The organism is Larkinella insperata, from assembly GCF_026248825.1.
Classification (GTDB): Bacteria; Bacteroidota; Bacteroidia; order Cytophagales; family Spirosomataceae; genus Larkinella; species Larkinella insperata.
On the sequence record NZ_CP110973.1, the window covers coordinates 3029955 to 3049525 of the forward strand.

General features: G+C 53.9%; 20 protein-coding genes. 17 read left to right on the top strand and 3 right to left on the bottom strand.

The annotated features are described in order from the left end of the window. The first annotated feature begins 27 nt into the window (after positions 1-27). The 14 genes from hemC to OQ371_RS12360 all read left to right on the top strand — a co-directional run bounded on the left by hemC (position 28) and on the right by OQ371_RS12360 (position 14449). Positions 28-951 (top strand): hydroxymethylbilane synthase, encoded by a 924-nt coding sequence (hemC, locus tag OQ371_RS12295; RefSeq protein ID WP_265994064.1) that lies wholly within the window; start codon positions 28-30, stop codon positions 949-951. Positions 952-985: 34 nt separating this feature from the next. Then, positions 986-1429 carry a GNAT family N-acetyltransferase gene (locus OQ371_RS12300; RefSeq protein ID WP_265994065.1) on the top strand — a complete coding sequence of 148 codons (444 nt, stop codon included), beginning with the start codon at positions 986-988 and terminating at the stop codon, positions 1427-1429. A gap of 61 nt (positions 1430-1490) precedes the next feature. Beyond that, positions 1491-2210: a peptidylprolyl isomerase gene (locus tag OQ371_RS12305; RefSeq protein WP_265994302.1), complete on the top strand. Its 720-nt coding sequence runs from the start codon at positions 1491-1493 to the stop codon at positions 2208-2210. A 17-nt stretch (positions 2211-2227) separates the two neighbouring features. After that, the gene (locus OQ371_RS12310) at positions 2228-3130 is read left to right on the top strand and encodes an SDR family oxidoreductase (RefSeq protein WP_265994066.1); all 903 of its coding nucleotides are present in this window, start codon (positions 2228-2230) and stop codon (positions 3128-3130) included. 94 nt (positions 3131-3224) lie between these two features. After that, on the top strand, positions 3225-3665 hold the full coding sequence (locus OQ371_RS12315) for a hypothetical protein (protein ID WP_265994067.1): 441 nt from the start codon (positions 3225-3227) through the stop codon (positions 3663-3665). A gap of 700 nt (positions 3666-4365) precedes the next feature. Continuing rightward, the gene (locus OQ371_RS12320; protein ID WP_265994068.1) at positions 4366-4956 is read left to right on the top strand and encodes a gluconate 2-dehydrogenase subunit 3 family protein; all 591 of its coding nucleotides are present in this window, start codon (positions 4366-4368) and stop codon (positions 4954-4956) included. 76 nt (positions 4957-5032) lie between these two features. Continuing rightward, positions 5033-6751 (top strand): FAD-dependent oxidoreductase, encoded by a 1719-nt coding sequence (locus tag OQ371_RS12325; RefSeq protein ID WP_265994069.1) that lies wholly within the window; start codon positions 5033-5035, stop codon positions 6749-6751. Between the two features lie 152 nt (positions 6752-6903). Next, entirely contained in the window at positions 6904-8805 is a 1902-nt protein-coding gene (locus tag OQ371_RS12330; RefSeq protein WP_265994070.1) for a YgiQ family radical SAM protein, read from the top strand. Between the two features lie 66 nt (positions 8806-8871). Next, the gene (locus OQ371_RS12335; protein ID WP_265994071.1) at positions 8872-10128 is read left to right on the top strand and encodes an Ig-like domain-containing protein; all 1257 of its coding nucleotides are present in this window, start codon (positions 8872-8874) and stop codon (positions 10126-10128) included. Between the two features lie 76 nt (positions 10129-10204). Then, positions 10205-10756: an RNA polymerase sigma factor gene (locus OQ371_RS12340; RefSeq protein ID WP_265994072.1), complete on the top strand. Its 552-nt coding sequence runs from the start codon at positions 10205-10207 to the stop codon at positions 10754-10756. Continuing rightward, positions 10743-12038, top strand: a complete 1296-nt coding sequence (locus OQ371_RS12345; RefSeq protein ID WP_265994073.1) for a hypothetical protein — start codon at positions 10743-10745, stop codon at positions 12036-12038. The genes OQ371_RS12340 and OQ371_RS12345 overlap by 14 nt, the downstream gene beginning before the upstream one ends. A gap of 115 nt (positions 12039-12153) precedes the next feature. Next, positions 12154-12708: a hypothetical protein gene (locus tag OQ371_RS12350; RefSeq protein WP_265994074.1), complete on the top strand. Its 555-nt coding sequence runs from the start codon at positions 12154-12156 to the stop codon at positions 12706-12708. Between the two features lie 73 nt (positions 12709-12781). Further along, entirely contained in the window at positions 12782-13057 is a 276-nt protein-coding gene (locus OQ371_RS12355; RefSeq protein ID WP_265994075.1) for a hypothetical protein, read from the top strand. A gap of 93 nt (positions 13058-13150) precedes the next feature. Further along, positions 13151-14449, top strand: a complete 1299-nt coding sequence (locus OQ371_RS12360) for a glucuronyl esterase domain-containing protein (protein WP_265994076.1) — start codon at positions 13151-13153, stop codon at positions 14447-14449. Between the two features lie 61 nt (positions 14450-14510). Here OQ371_RS12360 and OQ371_RS12365 read toward each other — a convergent pair whose 3' ends face one another. From OQ371_RS12365 to OQ371_RS12375, 3 genes are all read right to left on the bottom strand, one after another. Then, positions 14511-15602, bottom strand: a complete 1092-nt coding sequence (locus OQ371_RS12365) for an alkene reductase (RefSeq protein ID WP_265994077.1) — start codon at positions 15600-15602, stop codon at positions 14511-14513. Positions 15603-15676: 74 nt separating this feature from the next. Further along, complete coding sequence (locus tag OQ371_RS12370; protein ID WP_265994078.1) at positions 15677-15946, bottom strand: ArsR/SmtB family transcription factor; 270 nt, start codon at positions 15944-15946, stop codon at positions 15677-15679. A 382-nt stretch (positions 15947-16328) separates the two neighbouring features. Further along, positions 16329-17462, bottom strand: coding sequence for a hypothetical protein (locus OQ371_RS12375; RefSeq protein ID WP_265994079.1), 1134 nt, complete (start codon positions 17460-17462; stop codon positions 16329-16331). Between the two features lie 180 nt (positions 17463-17642). Between OQ371_RS12375 and OQ371_RS12380 the strand changes: the two genes are divergently transcribed. The 3 genes from OQ371_RS12380 (at position 17643) to OQ371_RS12390 (ending at position 19499) form a co-directional block, all read left to right on the top strand. Then, positions 17643-18593 carry a helix-turn-helix transcriptional regulator gene (locus OQ371_RS12380; RefSeq protein WP_265994080.1) on the top strand — a complete coding sequence of 317 codons (951 nt, stop codon included), beginning with the start codon at positions 17643-17645 and terminating at the stop codon, positions 18591-18593. Positions 18594-18654: 61 nt separating this feature from the next. Next, complete coding sequence (locus OQ371_RS12385) at positions 18655-19110, top strand: GyrI-like domain-containing protein (protein WP_265994081.1); 456 nt, start codon at positions 18655-18657, stop codon at positions 19108-19110. 11 nt (positions 19111-19121) lie between these two features. Further along, positions 19122-19499, top strand: a complete 378-nt coding sequence (locus OQ371_RS12390) for a VOC family protein (RefSeq protein ID WP_265994082.1) — start codon at positions 19122-19124, stop codon at positions 19497-19499. Positions 19500-19571 lie beyond the last annotated feature (72 nt).

Consider the following 19571-nt stretch of genomic DNA (forward strand, 5'->3'; position numbering starts at 1 on the left):
TGCATCCTTCCTTATTTAGAAGAAGTTATGAACATTAAGATTGGTACGCGCGGCAGTCGGCTGGCGCTCTGGCAGGCTTACTACATTCAGGATTTGCTGAAAGCAGCCGAAGTGGAGTCCGAACTGGTTATTATTGAGACAAAGGGGGATAAAATTCTGGATCGTTCGCTGGCTAAAATCGGCAGCAAGGGCGTTTTTACCCAGGAACTGGAAGACCAGCTCCGGGCCGGGTCCATCGACATTGCCGTGCACAGCGCCAAAGACCTGCAGTCGTCGCTGCCGGAAGATCTGGCCATTATTGCTTTTACCGAACGCGAGCGGGTCAACGACGTTTTGATCAGCCACGACAAAAGCCTGTCGCTGACGAGCGGCCGCGAATTTGTGGTCGGGACCTCCTCGACGCGCCGGGTTGCGATGCTCAAGCATTTTTGTCCGCACATCAAAACCGTCGACATGCGGGGCAACCTGCAAACCCGTTTACGCAAGCTGGAAGAAGGTCAGTGCGATGCGCTGTTGCTGGCCTACGCGGGCGTTCACCGAATGGAATACGACGATCTGATTGCCGAATTCCTGCCCACCGAAGAGTTTACCCCCGCCGTTGGGCAGGGTAGTGTGGCCATTGAAGCGGCTTCCAGCCTGGCCCTTGATAAACTGAATACCATTCGTCAATTAACCAACCACGAACCAACCGAAGCCTGTCTGAAGGCTGAACGCGCCTTTTTACGGCGGCTGGAGGGCGGTTGCAGCATCCCGGTATTTGGGCTGGCGACCTGGCAGGGCGAGGAAATAAGCCTGACGGGCGGGGTGGTTGGCCTGGATGGCACCGAACTGCTGCGTGACCGCTTCAACGGCCCGCCAGCGGAAGCCGAGCGACTGGGCCACGCGCTGGCCGAAAGCATTTTAGCGAAGGGCGGAGACGAAATTTTGCGGGCGGTTCGTCAAAACTTGTAACTTGTCGGTCTTAAACCCGCTGTTGCAACTTGTCATGGTTAGAATTGCCCAAACCGAAGCCGACCTACGCCGTTGTCTTCCCGCGCTGGTTACGCTGCGCCCTCACCTGAGTCCCGAAGAAGCACTGGAACAGATTTTGCTGCTACAAAAAGAAGACCGCTACGTGGTGGCCTTTGTCGATCCCGATGAGTACGATTCTTCCGAAACGGCGGCCCCGGCAGCCATCGGATACCGGTATATGAACCTGCTTTTCAGCGGCAGAACGCTTTACATTGACGACCTGTCGACGCTGCCCGACCAGCGGGGTAAAGGATACGCCAGCCAGTTGGTTGACTTTGTTATTGCCGAAGCCAAAAATGCCGGTTGTTCGGCCGTGACCCTCGATTCCGGGCAGAATCCGCAGCGGTATGATGCCCACCGGCTGTACCTGAACAAACGGTTTAACATTGTTAGCCACCATTTTGCGTTGAAATTATAACTGAAATTAACTAGTGAAGAGAAAGAGGAATTTTCCGGTTTCGACTTCTAACCAGTTTATGATGCGGATCGCCGTTTTGCTCATTGCCCTGCTTTTTACCTGGCCCGTTCAGGCCAAAAGACCGTCCAAAAAGAAGGATTATCTGGTGACGATCAACACCGACTTCGGCCCGATGCGGCTGATTCTGTACGACCAGACCCCGAAACACAAGGCAAACTTCATCAAACTAACCAAGGAGAAGTTTTATGACGGTTTGCTGTTTCACCGAATCATCCAGAATTTCATGGTGCAGGGCGGAGATCCGGAATCCCGTAACGCCCAACCGGACCAGATGCTGGGCAGCGGAGACGCGGGTTATACCATCCCGGCCGAGTTCGTTCCGGAATTATACCACAAAAAAGGCGCGCTGGCGGCAGCCCGCAACAACAACCCCGAAAAGGCGTCGAGCGGTTGCCAGTTTTATGTGGTGCAGGGCCGGGTCTGGAATGATGCGGAACTTCAGCAGCAAACCGAACGCATCGCCCAGATGAAAGGCCGTCAGCCGACCGACGCCCAGAAGCAGGTCTACAAAACGCTGGGGGGCAGCCCGCATCTCGACGGAAATTACACGGTTTTTGGGGAAGTGATCGACGGCCTGGCCGTGGTCGACAGCATTGCCAAACAACCCGCCAACCCACTCAACCGTCCGTTGAAAGACCTGAAAATGACGGTTTCGGGCGAATGGGTGAAAAAGAAAAAAATTACAAAACAGTTCGGGTACGTTTATCCCAAAAAAGGATAAATCCTTTACGCAACCTTATGAAAAAACGCATCCTGATTACCGGCTCCAACGGTCTACTGGGGCAAAAACTGGTTTATTTACTGACGCAACAGCCAAATGTTGAGCTGATCGCTACGGCCCGCGGAGCCAACCGCCTGCCCGCATCGGAACGCTACACCTACCGGTCTATGGATATCACCGACCGGCAGCAGGTGCTCGAGGTGGTGGGGGAGGCCAAACCGGATGTAATTATTCACACGGCCGCCATGACCAACGTGGATCAGTGCGAAGCTGAGAAAGAAGCCTGTTGGGCGCAAAACGTGTCGGCGGTGGAGTATCTGGTGGAAGCAGGCCGGATCAATGATGCGTTTCTGGTGCATGTTTCAACGGATTTCATTTTCGACGGTTCGGCCGGTCCGTACGACGAAGAAGCGTCGGCCAACCCCATCAGTTTCTACGGCTGGAGCAAATATGCCGCCGAAAAAGCCGTTATTCATTCAGGTCTCAAATGGGCCATTGCCCGGACGGTTCTGGTGTACGGAATTGCCCACGACATGAGCCGGACAAACATCATTCTCTGGGTGAAAAAATCGTTGGAAGAGGGCAAGACGATTAAAGTGGTGACGGATCAGTGGCGCTCTCCAACGCTGGCCGAAGACCTGGCAATGGGCTGCTGGCTGATTGCCGATAAAGAAGCGGAAGGAATTTATAACATTTCCGGGAGCGATTTCCTGACGCCCTACGAAATGGCCATTAAAACCGCCGATTATTTCCAGCTCGATAAAGCACTCATCACCCAGGCCGATTCTTCAACCTTTACGCAACCCGCCCGGCGGCCCCCGCGTACGGGTTTCGTGCTTGACAAACCTCGTCGGGTGCTGGGCTACGAGCCGAAAAGTTTTGAAGAAGGCATTGCCGTTCTGGCTTCGCAGCTTTCATAAAAGACGTTTACGGTATCCGGTTTGTCGCTCCGGAAAGCCAGGCAGACCGGATACCGTTGGTTAAATGAGTAGGATTACCAAACCCTGAACCCCTATGAAATGGATCTTATTGTTTGCTCTGATCGGTGTTTCGCTGGCTAGCCAGGCGCAGTTACCCGCCACCGGTAAACGCGTCAACGGCCCGGTAACGACAAAACGTGGCATCGTTCTAAAGGAAGGTGACCAGATCCGTTTTGGCGAAGGAGGTCTGGCATCGGGCGGTTATCAGCACATCTATCTGACGTTTGATAAAGTTGGACAAAAAGCGGAAGCCGCTCACCTGGAGGAAGGATACGCTTACAAATACGCTACCGTCAAAGAATTTCGGGAAGTCGGCTCCGGCAGCGACCGGCGGCTGGTGGCCCTGGTTCGTCCGAAAGGGGGAATTACCATTAATTTCCGGGCGGTTGACCTCGAACCTGCCATGCAATCCAAAGAAATCATTTCCATCAACGGCACGGCCATCAGTAAACTGATCTCGAAGAAGCAGATTTAAGCCACAATTCCGTTCATGCCGGGTGTGGTTAACCGAAAAACGGACTTCCTCACCGACTGGTTGGCGGCCGTGGAGCAGGAGGTGATCGCTTTGCCAGCTGCGTTTTGAGGGGGGCGGTCTGGGCCGCCCATTTGTATTCCGGAAATTTGCTTCGCAGTAATCAAATGACCAAGTTTCCCTCTTGTGTGTATTTTCTGAAGAATCGGATGCCTGTTTTGTGCTAAACGGCGGTCTTCTTGCCCAGGTAATAGCGTAAAAAAACAACTGGGGCAGGAAGTCCGCTAAAAAGCTACCAAAGCCCAGGATGAGTACCGGGCGGAGGCTCATTGCCGTCGGACAGAAAACATTGATCAGTTGGTTGAACTAGAGCGCAGTTGCCTGATTTGTGCCTTTTGCTTCGTGTATAGCTGTATATCGAACTGATTCGCCGGGTTCAGCTTCAAAGACCATGACCCACCAAGATAAAGTCAAATCGTTGATTTCGCTTCAGAGCTTTCAGCCGGAGAAAAACCCAATGCGGATTTCGACAGGCTTGTGGATACACAAACATTCCTGAGCAGATTTGATCAGAATTAATTAGCTTGTATTAATTATTGCAAAACCGTTCGGGCACCATGCAAATAGCCGCCGGATTGTATATATTTGTCATGGATTATTCCGTTACTTTATTGAATCTCACTAATCTTTTACTCAGTTAATTATGAACAGAAGAGATGCCCTGATGCGGGTTGCGGCTCTGGTGGGTACGACCCTATCGCTGCCTACACTCGCGGATACGCTCGAAGCATCGGCGGCCAAGCGCACCCTCAGCGGAAAGCCTCTGTTGTTTACGGCCGACCAGGACACGATGGTCGCTGAAATGACCGAAGTAATCATCCCGACGACCAACACGCCCGGTGCGAAGGCGGCTAAAGTCAACGAAATCATTGATATCATTCTAAAAGATTGCTACCCCCAGAAAGAACAGAAGCTGTTTCTGGACGGGTTGGCGCATACCAATGAATTGAGCCAGGCCAGCTACAACAAGAATTTCGTAGCACTCGATGGCAAACAGCGCATCGAAATCATGACCAAGCTCCAGTCCGAAGCCGCCGAGCAACGGAAAGCGATGGCGTCGCTGCCCGCCGAGCAACGGTATACGCCGTTCTTCAATACCCTGAAATCCCTGACCCTGAACGGTTATTTTACTTCCGAGATCGGGGCAACGCAGGCGCTGGAATACGTGGCCGTACCGGGTCGCTTCCAGGGCTGTATTGATCTGAAGCCCGGCCAGAAAGCCTGGGCTATCTAATTGTACATGAACGGGGTGTCGCCCTTTGATCGGTGCCGTGTTCATTGCTCATTTTAAATAATTCTTTCAGACAGACATGAATCTTAACATAGATAGTATAAAAGCGACCACCTACGACGCCATTGTGGTCGGATCAGGTATCAGCGGAGGCTGGGCAGCTAAAGAGCTGACCGAGAAAGGCCTGAAAGTGCTGATGCTCGAGCGTGGCGAAGATATTAAGCACATTGAAGGCTATAAAACGGCCATGACTGACCCCTGGCAGTTTCCGCACCGGGGCCGGGTGACTACCCAGATCGCCGAAGAACAGGCCGTGCAAGCGCGGACGGGTTATACCGTTTCGGAAGCAACGGGGTATCTGTTCGTGAACGACAAGGAAAACCCGTATCTGGAAGACAAACGCTTCGACTGGATGCGGGGCTACCATACCGGCGGTCGTTCGCTGATGTGGGGCCGTCAGAGCTACCGGCTGGGCGACCTTGACTTTGAAGCCAACATCAAAGAAGGCGTTGGTGCCGACTGGCCGATTCGCTACAAGGACATTTCCCCCTGGTACGATTACGTCGAGAAATTCATTGGCGTCAGTGGTTCGCGCGATGGTCTGATGCAGCTGCCCGACGGCCAGTTTCAGCCGCCAATGGACATGTACTGCCTCGAAAAACACGTGAAAGGCGAGGTGGAAAAGAAATTTAAAGAGCGGTTTATTACGATTGGTCGGGTGGCACACATCACCAAACCGACGGCGCAACAAACCGCCCTGGGCCGGGCGCAGTGCCAATACCGGAACCTGTGTAGCCGGGGTTGTCCGTTTGGGGCGTACTTCAGCACCCAGTCGGCCACCTTGCCCGCAGCCATGAAAACCAAGCGGCTGACACTCCGCCCACACTCCATTGTTACGTCCATCATCTACGACGAAGCGAAACAAAAAGCGACGGGGGTTCGTGTGCTCGATCAATTGACGAAAGAAGAACTGACGTTCAACGCCAAGATCATCTTCCTGTGTGCGTCGTCGATGGCGTCGACCTACATTCTGATGAACTCCATCTCAAACCGTTTCCCGAACGGGTTGGGTAACGACAGCGGGGCGCTGGGCCACTATGTCATGGACCACCATTTCCGGGTTGGCGCCAGTGGTATGTACGAAGGATTTACCGATAAATACTATTACGGTCGGCGGGCCAACGGTATTTACGTACCGCGTTACCGCAACCTGCCGGGTCAGGAGAAACGGGATTACCTGCGCGGTTTCGGCTATCAGGGTGGAGCTTCCCGCATGAACTGGGGCCGTGGTACGGCCACGGAAGGCTTCGGTGCTTCGTTTAAGGACGAAATGACCAAACCCGGACCGTGGGTAATGAACCTGGGCGGTTTCGGCGAGTGTCTGCCGTACTTCGAAAACAAAGTGGTGATCGACAAGTCGAAGAAAGACGCCTATGGGCTGCCGGTGCTGCGTTTCGATGCCGAATTCAAGGATAACGAAAAGCGGATGCGGAAGGACATGGGGAACGATGCGGCCGAAATGCTCGAAGCCGCCGGTTTGAAAAATGTAGCGATCAACGACAACGGCTCGTGGCCGGGTCTGGGTATCCACGAAATGGGAACCATCCGGATGGGGAACGATCCGAAACAGTCGGTTCTGAATAAATTCAATCAGGTTCACGCGGTGAAAAACGTCTTCAACACCGACGGAGGCTTCATGGTGTCGGCGTCGTGCGTCAACCCGTCGCTGACCTACATGGCCATGACCGCCCGCGCGGCTAATTATGCCGTGCAGGAGTTGAAGCGCCAGAACCTGTAAGCCAACCGGCTTTTTAAGTTAAGAGTGAGGAGTTAAGAATGAAGAGTTAAACGCGTCCGCCAACTCTTCATTCTTAACTCCTCACTCTTCATTCTTTTTGGTGAATTATTTTTGAAATTCGGTGTTCTATCAGGAAGATAAGTCACTTACTCATGATTGAAAGACCCATTACCGACTGGTTGCCGCTGACGAAACAGGAAGTTGAGAAAAGAGGCTGGGATGAAGTTGATATTGTGCTGGTGTCGGGAGATGCTTACGTAGACCATCCGGCGTTCGGAACGGCCGTGATCGGTCGCATCATGGAAAGTGAAGGCTTTCGGGTGGCCATCGTTGCCCAGCCCAACTGGAAGGATGACCTGCGCGACTTCAAGAAATTTGGAAAACCGAAATACTTCTTTGGGGTGACGGCGGGCTGTATGGATTCGATGGTGAACCACTACACAGCCAACAAACGCCTGCGCTCCAACGACTCCTATACGCCCGGCGGGGAAGCGGGTTTTCGGCCCGACTACGCGACGATTGTTTACACCAAAATTCTGAAACAACTGTATCCGGACGTGCCGGTGCTGCTCGGCGGTATTGAAGCCTCGCTGCGCCGGGTTACGCATTATGACTACTGGCAGGACCGACTGATGCCGTCCATTCTGGTGGATGCGCAGGCCGATATGCTGGTGTACGGAATGGGGGAGCAGCCCCTGCGCGAAATTCTGAGACTGGCACGGCAGGGCGTACCGTTTTCGTCGATGCGCAACATCAACCAGGTGGCGTTTCTGCACGATGCCAGCACCGAACTACGCGATTACAACAACTGGAACACCGTTGCGCTGGCGAGTCACGAGGAGTGTCTGGAGGATAAGATTAAATACGCGGCTAACTTCAAAGTTGTTGAGGTTGAATCAAACAAGTGGCAGGCCAACCGGATCACGCAGGACGTGGGCGACCAGGTGCTGGTGATCAATCCGCCGTTCAAGACGATGGAGGAGGCCGAAATTGATAAGTCGTTTGATTTGCCGTACACGCGGCTGCCGCACCCGAAATATAAAAAGCGGGGACCGATTCCAGCCTATGAAATGATCAAATTCTCGGTCAACATGCACCGGGGTTGTTTCGGCGGTTGTAGCTTCTGCACGATTTCGGCCCACCAGGGCAAATTCATCGCGTCGCGCAGTGAGAAGTCGGTTCTGAAAGAAGTGGACGAAATTACGAAGCATCCCGAGTTCAAGGGCTACATTTCGGATTTGGGCGGACCGTCGGCCAACATGTATAAAATGAAGGGCAAAGACGAAGCGATCTGCGCCCGTTGCCAGAGTCCAAGCTGCATTCATCCGGTGATCTGTTCGAACCTCGACACCTCGCACAAACCGCTGACCGAAATTTACCGCAAAGTTGACGCCAATCCCGCCATCAAAAAGGCATTTGTCGGCTCCGGCGTCCGGTATGATTTGCTGGTCGATGATTTCAATAAGAATAATCAGGACGGTAACCACGACGAATACATGGAGCAACTGGTGACGCGCCACGTATCGGGCCGGTTGAAGGTTGCCCCCGAGCATACGTCAGACGATACACTGCGGGTGATGCGGAAACCGTCTTTCAAGTATTTCAAGCTATTTAAGCAGAAGTACGACAAGATTCAGGAGAAGTTCAACCTGAAGCAACCGCTGATTCCGTATTTCATTTCCTCGCACCCGGGTTGCGAAGAGCAGGACATGGCCAACCTGGCCGCCGAAACCAAAGACCTCGGGTTTCAACTCGAACAGGTGCAGGACTTTACGCCTACGCCGATGACGGTAGCCGAAGTAATTTACTACTCGGGCGTGCATCCATACACACTGAAACCGGTTAAAACGGCGAAGACGCGGGAAGAAAAGCAGGCCCAAAACCGGTATTTCTTTTGGTACAAACCCGAATACAAAGACTGGATTCGCAACCGCCTGAATAAACTCAACCGGCCAGACCTGGTAGAGCGCTTGCTGGGTACTTCCAAAAAGGAAAAAACGGGCAAACCGGCTTTCTCACGCAATTTTTCGGGCAAAAAGAAGGGAAAACGATAAGGCTGTTGCAACCCTTTTGGGAACAGCCGTGTCATAACGTTCAGAGCCGGTTTTGACAACGGTAGCATGAAAGCCAGATTTCGCAGCGTACTTTTTGCGGTAGTGTTATGGAACGTCGTCGCCTGCGACCGGATTGCCGACGAAGCCGCGCCCGGTACGGACCCGATCGATGTTGAAGAAATAGCCTACTACACCCTACCTGATCAGCAGGTTGCCATTGATCTGAAATCGATTTCCGGTCTGAGCGCCGTTACAACGCTGCGCATCACGCAGACGCCCCGACTGGGCCGCGCTACTTTCAACGGCAGCGGACTCCTGGTTTACACCCCACGTTCCACGTTTGTAGTGGGTGAAGATCAGTTTGTGGTCAGTGCGGCCAACGCGTCAACGCTCGCCCGCTCGTTCCGAATCAACATGGCAGCCGACAGCAGCCGGATTCCCTGCAATGCCGGGCCGCTACCGGATTGGTACCGAACGCCGGAGAACAAGACCGTCATCATGGATGTGTTGAAAAACGACCGGTTTTGTGATGCGACGGTTGATCTGGCGAGTCTGGAGGTGGGGCAGCAGCCCGAACACGGTCAACTGACGGTTGAAAATGGAAAGGTTATTTATGCTCCCACGGCGGGATTCAACGGTTTCGATTATTTCTTTTATAAAGTAAAAGCGGTCTTCTCCGATAAAGATCGCACGTTTCTGGCACCGGTCAAAATTGGGGTTGGCGACCCGTACAAGGATTGCCAGATTAGCCTGCGTGACGACGACGTATACTGGAAGCAGTGGTTTATAACCGATTCCCTGCGCATTCCGGTACTGAGCAACGACCAGCTCTGCCGCTCCCGCTTCGACCTGCCGATTACCATTACCAAAGCGCCGAGTAACGGGACGGCAAAGGTGAGAAACAACATGGTAATCTACTATCCAGCCAATGGCTTTGCGGGGGAAGATCAGCTGACTTATAATCGTTGCGACAAGGGGGAATGCCAGGAAGCTACTGCCCGAATCTCGATCAGCGGTGCGGGCGCCAGCTGTACTTTGCAGGCCCGTAACGACAACGGTCAGATTTTGTCAGCCGCACTGCCCCCAGATCCGGCCCGGCGTGTGGTGTTTATCTACGCGCTTGGAAATGACCAGGTTTGCGCTCCGTTGCGGCACATGGTGATTACCGATAACCCGTCTCAGGCCAATTTGCAAGTGTTACCGAACGGGGTGATTACGTACCGGCCAACGGCGGGTTTTAAAGGAAACCTGCACTTTACGTATGAACTGACGGACGTAAACAACCACAAGTCCTCGGCGGCAGTGAATCTTGCCATTAAATAAATTCAGACGGGTGAGTTTGCTCCCTGAACGAAAAAACCGTAATTCGTAAGATTACTTTCGGTTCTTCAGAAACCCGTTGTCAGAAATAGAACTGTTGCAGGCATGTCAGCGTCACGATACGCGGGCTCAAACGGCTTTGTATGATCTTCATAAAAGCCGGATGATGGGACTATGCCGTCGCTACGCCCGCTCGCAGCCGGAAGCCGAAGACATGTTCCACGAAGGGTTTATCCGCATCTTTCAACAGATCCATACCGTTGAACAGCCCGCTCGACTGATGCACTGGATGAAACGGGTCATGGTCAATACCGCCATAAACTGGTACCACAAGCACCACCACGAACAATCGGAAACCGACTACGAGGAAGCCCGGGAAACCAGTAATACCGACCACACTGACCTGCTGGCCCGCATCAGCACCAAAGAACTGCTTCTGCTGGTTCAGGAACTGGCCGATGGCTACCGCATGGTATTCAACCTGTATGTCATCGACGGTTACAGCCACCTCGAAATCGCCCGGATGATGGGAATTTCGGAAGGAACCTCAAAGTCGCAACTGGCACGGGCCAAAGACGTTTTAAAGCAGAAACTGAAAAAAATGGGCGTTGTCAGCTATGGCCACTACTGACGAGGAATGGGAACGGCTTTTCCGGCAACGGCTCGAAAACCACGAATCGGAGCCGGAAGAGGACGCGCTGGCGCAAATCCTGAGCCATGTAAAACCGTTGCCAGCCGGAAAACCAGCGGGGCTTTGGAGAAACCGGCTTGGTTCGGGTCTGATGGCGCTGGCACTACTGGGGCTGCTAACCCTGGGGCTCTGGCATCACTTGCTGCCAACAGTGGCCGACCGCTCGAAACGGTTAACCGTCGTTCCGGCCCAATCCACAAAAAATACGAAATCATCGGAAGACTACTCTACTCATCGGATTACGGCTAAAACGCCCCCGGAAACGGGAAAGCGCTCCCGAAGTGAGCGGGCGGAAGCGGTTGGCGGACCGTCTGACAAGCGGGTGATGATAAACCGGCGGCTGTTTACTCGGAGCTTGTTGGCGCCGAAAATTATTCCGGATATTCCCGCCGGGGATAACATGGTTTCGGCTCTGTCTTCAACCGCACACCCAATTTCAGAACCGGAGTGGACCCAGGAGCCGCCAGACTTCGGACCCGTTGCCGCCCGAACCGCCTGCTCTCCGTGGCCTATGGCGGCCTTGCCAAACGTTCGAATGTCCTTAACGGCCCACGCACCAACTGTTGAACCCGACGCGCAGAGAATCAAGCCGTCCTTTTTCGCCAGCGTAATGCCGCTTTATACATTCCGGCAACTGACCCCTTCGCGGCAGGATGAGATTGTTATGGAAAAAATCCGTCCGGCTACTACGCTATCTTCCCGGACGGGTTGGCGGGTGCAGGCCGGAACCGAATGGGCAATGAGCCGCACATTTGGGATGCGGGTTGGTATCGTCTATCAGCAGTTGCAGCAGCAGTTAACCTACACGGCCCGCGCGTTGCGTTCGGATTCATCCAGAGTGGAGTGGGTTGACCCGCAAACAATCAAATTGACGCCTTTATACAGATCGCAGGAACGTCAGGTGAAAACCGTCTGGCGGTATGCCGCCATCAGCGCGGAAGGCCGGTTGCAACTCAGTCCGGGGCAGATGGGCCTGCGGCAATACCTGGTGGCTGGTGGTAGTCTGGGGTATTTGATCAGCGGTCGCGCCGGGCAAAATTTTCAGCCCATGTTGCAGGCTTCCTACGGAGTCGAGCGCCGGTTGACCGAACACCTTCACCTACAGGTCGAGCCCGGTATTGTCTACAGTTTACGTTCAATCCGTGATAATTCGCGGGGTTTCAGCGTCCGCCCTTATAGTTATGGCTTGCTTATCGGACTGCGTTGGCAACCGAGTATATAATTTTTTTTACTCGATTTATTTAAAAAATATAAATTTTCTTAAACAACTTCGGGAAGCGGTGAGTTATTGTTGTAATTGGTTCGATTATTACAACCATCAAAAAACAAACTCAACGATGAAAAAGATAGTGATGATGGGGGCTCTGTTAGTGGCGGTTGCCCTCAACGCAAAAGCACAGACTACTACCTCAGGTACTACGTCTAACATGGGAACCGGTACGACGGTGAACCCGCAAACACAGACTACAACCATCCCGCAGTCGACTCAGTCACCGACGGGAAACACCAATAGCACCACGTACCCGCAAGGGCAAACACCCCTGGGAACAGTAAACCCAACCGGATCGACGGCCAATCCGCAGTCGCAGTATCCGCAAAGCACGAGCCCACAAACGACTCAGTCGCCGACGACGGGAACGACCAACATGCCGCAGACGCAGGATCAGCAAGGACAGATGAACCGTGAACGTCGCGCAACGGACGCAACTTCGAACCAGGTTGATTCAGGTCAGGGAACCACGAATAGCAATTCAACCCTGAATAACTCAACAAATTCGAGCGTGAATCCGAACAATTCGAACATGAATCAGAACGACCGGAAAAACCGCCGGAACAGGAATCGGAGTAACTCGAACTCGACCATGCAGCGTGATACGCTAAAAAATAACTAAGTAGAGAATCAGTTAGGTAATCCAGGAAAAGCAGATATCAGATAGGTATCTGCTTTTTTTTCTCGCTATACTCATGAAAAAGCTACTCATTGCCAGCCTGATCGGTGTTTCGGCCTACAGCGTTGCCGGAGTAATTTCCGATCGTCAGTTAGATGCAAAGCCATCAGCAGCTACCGTTGCGCAGGATACCACCCGAAAACAGAAGCCGGGTAAAGAAACCATGCAGGACCGGATGCGTCAGGGCCAGATCGACGACCGACGGCCTACGGGTAATCCGGATCCGAGCCAGATGCGCACCGATTCACTGCGCAGAGGGGGCGCTATGAAGGTAGATACCGTCCGGCGGTGATTTTATCCATGTACGGTTTATCATCCAGAAAGTAAAAGGAGGCAAGCTGCGTCTTTGTAGAATACCGGTTCTTTACGGACGGTATCAGACGCAATGCAGAATCAGCTTTTCAAGTCATTTTTTCTCACGGGACTGCTCTTCTATACGGCGGTAGCGCCCGGACAAACGCCCGACGGTTTCAACTACGAAGAAGATAAGGTTCCTGCTTACACGCTGCCCGATCCACTGACGACCTTGGCGGGAAAGCGCGTGACAACGGCCCGGCAGTGGGAAAACGAACGGCGGCCGGAGTTGCTGCGGCAGTTTGCCAGTGAAGTGTACGGCAAAACCCCCACCCGACGACTGGCAACCCGCTACGTGGTGAAGTCAGTGGATTCGTCGGCCCTGGGTGGAACTGCTATCCGTAAGCAAATCTCCATCGTCTGGACGGAGTTTCCGAATTTGCCTTCGCTGGATCTTCTGCTATACATACCCAGAAATACCTCTGGACGACCGCCGGTTTTTGTGGGGCTCAACTACATGGGCAACCACAGCGTCAGTTCTGAACCCGGCATTACCCTGGCCAATAGCTGGCTGCCCAATCGGAAGGATGACAAAGTGGTCAACAACCGCGCAACGGAAGCCGCCCGGGGTATTCAGCAATCGCGCTGGCCACTCGACCTGATCATATCCAAGGGCTACAGCGTGGTGACGGCCCATTACGGCGATCTGGAACCCGACCATGCGGAAGGCTGGAAAAACGGGATTCGTTCCGTGCTGGATCCGCCAACGGATGCACGGACTGATCGCTGGCAGGCCATCGGTGTCTGGGCGTGGGGAATGAGCCGAATGCTGGATTACCTGGAAACGGACCCGTCCGTCGACGCCCGACGCGCCATTGCCATCGGACATTCCCGGCAGGGAAAAGCCGCGTTGTGGGCCGGGGCGCAGGATCAACGGTTTGCCGCTGTTATTTCCAACGATTCGGGGGAGGGGGGAGCCGCTCCGTCACGTCGAATCTTTGGAGAAACCATCGAGCGTCTCAATACTACATTCCCGTACTGGTTTTGCCCCAAATACCGCTCTTACAACAACCGCCCCAATGCGTTGCCCATCGACCAGCACGAGTTGCTGGCCCTGATTGCTCCGCGCCCGCTTTACGTCGCCAGCGCGCAGGAAGACCGCTGGGCTGATCCCAAAGGGGAGTTTCTCAGCGCGCGGCAAACCGATCCGGTGTACCAATTATACGGCAAGAAAGGAATCGGCACCGATAGCTGGCCGGCTATTCATCAGCCCGTCGGCGAAACCGTCGGATACCACATCCGCGCGGGGGAGCACGACGTCAAACGCTACGACTGGGAGCAGTTTATCGAGTGGGCCGACAAGCACGTTAAACGATCCAACGGGAAGTAGCCGTGAGACAAAAGAACGCCGTTTGGGTCGCGCCACTCTCTTGTCTCACGGCCTTGGTCTCTTATACGGTTGCTTCAACCAGCGTCGGGTAGTCGGCAAAGCCTTTTTCACCACCAGCGTAAAGCGTTGCGGGATCAAATTGGGCTAACTCCGCGCCCGTGCTCAGGCGTTCGACCAGGTCGGGGTTGGCAACAAAGGGAGCGCCAAAGGCAATCAGATCGGCCAGACCACTTTGCAGGTCTTCTTCCGCCCGTTCTGCGGTATACTTGTTGTTCAGAATCAACGTCTGGCTGAATTTTTCCCGAACTGTTTTAATGACCGGGCGGGTCGTTTCGGCGCCATTGGGAGCCGCCGTATCCACCAAATGGATGTAAGCAATGCCGAGGTCGTTCAGCTTCTCGGCCAGATACGCGTACGTCTCGGGAATTTCCGGGTAAATCGCCATGTCGTTGAAGACGTTATAGGGCGAAAACCGAACGCCGATGCGCTCTTTTCCAATCGCCTGGACCGCCTGCTCCGCAATTTCCAGCAAAAACCGAGACCGGTTTTCGATGCTGCCGCCGTATTCGTCCGTCCGGTGGTTGGTGTGGGGACTGAGGAATTGCTCGAGCAGATAGCCGTTGGCGCTGTGCAGCTCAATTCCGTCGAAACCGGCTTCTACGGCATTTTTGGCGGCTTGCACAAATTCCTGAATCGCCTGTTTCACGTCGGCCGTGTTCATCTCACGGGGAGCCGCATTCTCTTTCAAACCCTCCTGGTCGGTCCACATGGGGCCTTGGGCGGTTATGGCTGAGGGAGCAACTACTTCCGCACCGGCGGGCAAATTCAGCGGGTGGCCAATACGACCGGTATGCATCACCTGCACAAAAACATGGCCGCCTTTCTCATGAATGGCCTGCGTTACGGTTTTCCAGCCTGCTATTTGTTCGGCACTGAAAATCCCCGGAATCCGGGCGTATCCCAGACCGTTCGGCGAGGGAGCAACGCCCTCGGTGATGATCAGGCCCGCCGTTGCCCGCTGGCCGTAATAGGTAGCAATCAGATCGTTAGGAAGGTTGTTGTAGGCCCGGCTGCGGGTCATCGGAGCCATGGCAATGCGGTTGGTAAGTGTTAGCGAGCCGAGTTGGGCTGGTGAAAAAAGTAGATTACTCATTGTTGTCTTAGTCTTCGTTTGGCGGGATAACGCATCTATACATTTAAAAGTTTGGATGTTTTCGAATAAAATTTTTACGTCAGCTTGTTCAGGAAGCCCGACAGGTCTTTTAATCCGTCTTTATTTAAACTCAAGTTCTGATTCCGTCCTTCTTTGTGGGCATTTACCAAGCCGCTGTCGATCAGGGTTTTGACATGGTGCGAAACGCACGGCTGCGACAGTCCGGTCATTTGCTGAATATCCGAATTGTTCAAGCTGCCTTTTTCGGAAAGTGCCACTAAAATTTGCAGCCGGTAGCGGTCGGCAATGGCGCTGGAGGCTTTCTCAATAAATTTGCAATCCATCAGTTTAGGGGACACAAGTCCGTTTAAAACAAGAACACGGTTGCGGTACTTGTTAATAGTACAACCCGCCGGGCGGGTCCGTTCACGATGTTGTAAAAATGGGTAACTTTCTTCAAATAGTCCAGTGAATTTACGATAAGTGATTAAGAGTTAGCCACATTCCCCTACCACGGCATCTGTTTTTATTCGCGGTGTGGCCAGCCATGACTCTGCCCGGCCACACCGAACGGTTTCCTGATCATTCATTCGGGCAAAAGGCAACGGCTGCGTTTAGCCGGCACGCTATGCAAACTGTCCAACATAAAATCGGTTGAAAGCCACTGGCTTCCAACCGATCTGGTAAAACCCTACTGGTGGGTCTGGTTTGCTACAACAGTCCGTGTTAAAATTGAATCCCGACGTTCAGACCCGGCCACATCCGTACCCGCACCTGCTCATCGTCCCACCGGCGGGCAAACGTCTGGTCGTAAACAGACCACTTCACCCATTCGGTGCCGACGCTTTCACCGGTTTCAAACCCCGTCACCTGTACGTTGAAAGTCGGTGTGACGGTGAGGGCCAGGCGGTTGTGCAGCGGGAAAATAAAGCTGACCCGCGCCTGATTGAGCATATTCAGTTCGTCCCAGTAATTGCCCTCCTCCAGTATCTGGTAGGAGATGGCTTCGATGCTGATCTGGTTGCGTTTACCCATGAACTGGTTGGTTCCGATACCGTAGCCGTAGCCCCAGCGGAGGTGGTTCCACCGGCCGTTGTTGCCGGTGGGCCAGGCGGCTCCGACCGTAAAAATGTTGTAAAATTTGCGGTTGCCGCCCATTTTGTAGCCAAGGTTGGCGTGCAGCGCGTCGCCCGCCCAGACCTCGAAGCGGTGGTAGCCGTTTTTAGACAGGCTAAGCAGACCTATCTGCGCACCTTCGACGGTTTCGGCGATGTTGATCAGGCCAATCTGCGTACCGTTCACCCGCTTGGCAACGTTGGCAATCCCGGCGATCTGAACCCCTTCAACGGTTTCCGCGATGTTGGTAATCCCCGCAATCTGAGCACCTTTCACGTTGTCTCCGGCGATGTTGGCAATCCCGCCAAACTGAGCTCCTTTCATATTTTTACCGACAATGTTGGCAATCCCGGCAAACTGCACCCCGTAAAGCGGGCCACCGACCACGTTGGTAATGCCGGCAAACTGAGCTCCGTCGACTTCATTCCGAACCCCGTTGAGAATACCCGAAAACTGCGCGCCTTTCGCGTAGTCTTTTTCCAGGCTAAACAGGCTGCTGAATTCAACCCCGTCGAGCGCGGCTGCAAACCCGCCCAAGAGGTTGAGCGAAAGACGGTTGCTGACAATGGCGTTTTCCATGCCGTTGGTGCTGAGGGGCGGCACAAAGCCGATCTGAATGGGGCGGATGGGGTAGCGGTTTTGCCGCGCTTCGTTTAACTGGCTGCGCTGATCGTCGGCGTCCTGCGAAAAAGACGGGACCGTGGTGCAAAAGAGGGAGATAGCAAGTAAGAATAGCTTTTTCATGGCCGTATTCGCTGTTTACTGATGGACGGTTATATGGTTTATTGTGAATGACCGAAGGGAGTTGTTCCCCGCAACTGATCGTATGACCACCGTACTACGGCTTACCCCCATCCGCTCCGAAAAAAAATAGTTACCCGAAGCCGTCGGCTGGTTATTTTTGTGGAAAACCGCTCCTCTGCCATGAACCGCATCGACCGACTGACCGCCATCCTGATTCATCTGCAAACCAAGCGCGTGGTGAAGGCGCAGGAACTGGCCAAACGGTTCGGAACCAGCCTGCGGACCATCTACCGCGATATCCGGTCGCTGGAAGAAGCGGGTGTTCCGATCGGGGCCGAAGCCGGAATCGGCTATTTTCTGGAGGACTACCACCTGCCACCGGTAATGCTGACCCGCGAAGAAGCCACGGCTTTGTTGTTTGGGGCCAAGGTGATTGAAAAGTTTGCGGACGAGTCCATCCGGACCGAATTTGACTCGGCGCTGTACAAGATCAAGTCGGTGCTGAAACGGACCGATCAGGAACACCTGGAAGATCTGGAGCCGCGGGTCCACGTCGAAAAACGCCCCAGCACTCCGCCGTTTTCAGACATGCTGCTGGCCGATATTCAGCGGGCGATCGGGATGCGGCAGGTGCTGCAACTGGATTACCGGTCGGCTTACAAAGAAGAAACGACACTGCGGCTGGTGGAGCCGGTGGGCCTGTATCATTACGGCTCGGGCTGGCACCTGATTGCCTTTTGCCGGCTTCGGCAGGATTACCGGGATTTTCGCGTGGACCGCATCCGGAAGCTGGACCATACCGGGCACACCTATTCCAGCCAGAATCTGCTGACCCTGCCCGCTTACCTGGAGCAAATTCAGCAGAAGCAGAACCTGGAAGAGGTAATCATTTTCTTCGACCAGTACGCGGTTCGGCACGTTCAGGAAATGAAATACACGTTCGGCTACGTGTCGGAGGAAAAAGTGGAAGGCGGAGTTCGGATGAAGTTCATGACGCAGTACGTGAAAGGCATCGGGCACTGGCTGCTGATGTTTGGAAACCAGGTGCAGGTCGAAAGTCCGGAGTCACTTAAAGAAACCATGAGAGCCCTGGCCCAGGAGGTTCAGGAGCATTATCTTCAGCCCTACTGACAAACCGTTGTCACAACCGGGCGTTTACTTTGGGCGATTGTTGACCGAAACCACATTCGCTATGCAGCTCAAAGAAGCCCCATCCCTCACCACGCTGGCCTTTTCGACCCAAACCACCCTGCGCGGCTTGAACCCCTTCGTGCGAACCGTTGCCCGGCAGTTGTACCGGGAGGCCGTTCGGCTTGATCTCGAAATTACCGGCCCGATCATCTGGCAGTACGACGGCGTGGACGGTAACCCGGAAACCGTTTTTCACCTGGATATTGTGCTGCCCATTCAGGCCACTCAGGGCGAACCGGCGGAAGGGCTGGCGTTTAAAGAGCTGCCCGGCTGGAAAAGTGCTTCAACAGAACACCTCGGCCGGTGGGAGAATCTGGCGGCTACCTACGGCTCTTTCATGGGCGCGCTGGCGCAGAATGGCCATCCGATTGGCCCGCTGAGCCGGGAGGTGTATGTCAACATGGATTTTGAAAAACCGGAGAATACTATCACCCAGATTTATCGTCAACTCTTTTAAACGGCATCATCATGAAACTCAACGCAGGAATCATCACCGAAAAGCTGGCCGAAACCAAGGCGTTTTACCAGAACGTGCTGAATTTTGGCATTACCTTCGAGAACGACTTTTACGTGTTGCTGCACACCCCCAACCAGCAGGCCGAACTCAGTTTTCTGCTGCCGAACCACCCCACCCAACGGCCTGTTTTCCAGAAACCATTTGCGGGGCAAGGCGTTTACTTAACCATTGAGGTAGAGGATGTAAACGCGGAGTACCAGCGCATTCAGTCGCTGAACGTACCGATTGAAATCGAACTCCGCGACGAGCCCTGGGGCGACCGCCACTTCGCCATTGTCGACCCGAACGGAATCGGAGTTGATGTAGTGAAGTACGCCGAACCGTCCTGACCGGGATTGCGCGGATAAAACCGGGTATGTCTGGATTTCCGTATATTTGCAATTCATTTAACAAAAGTTACT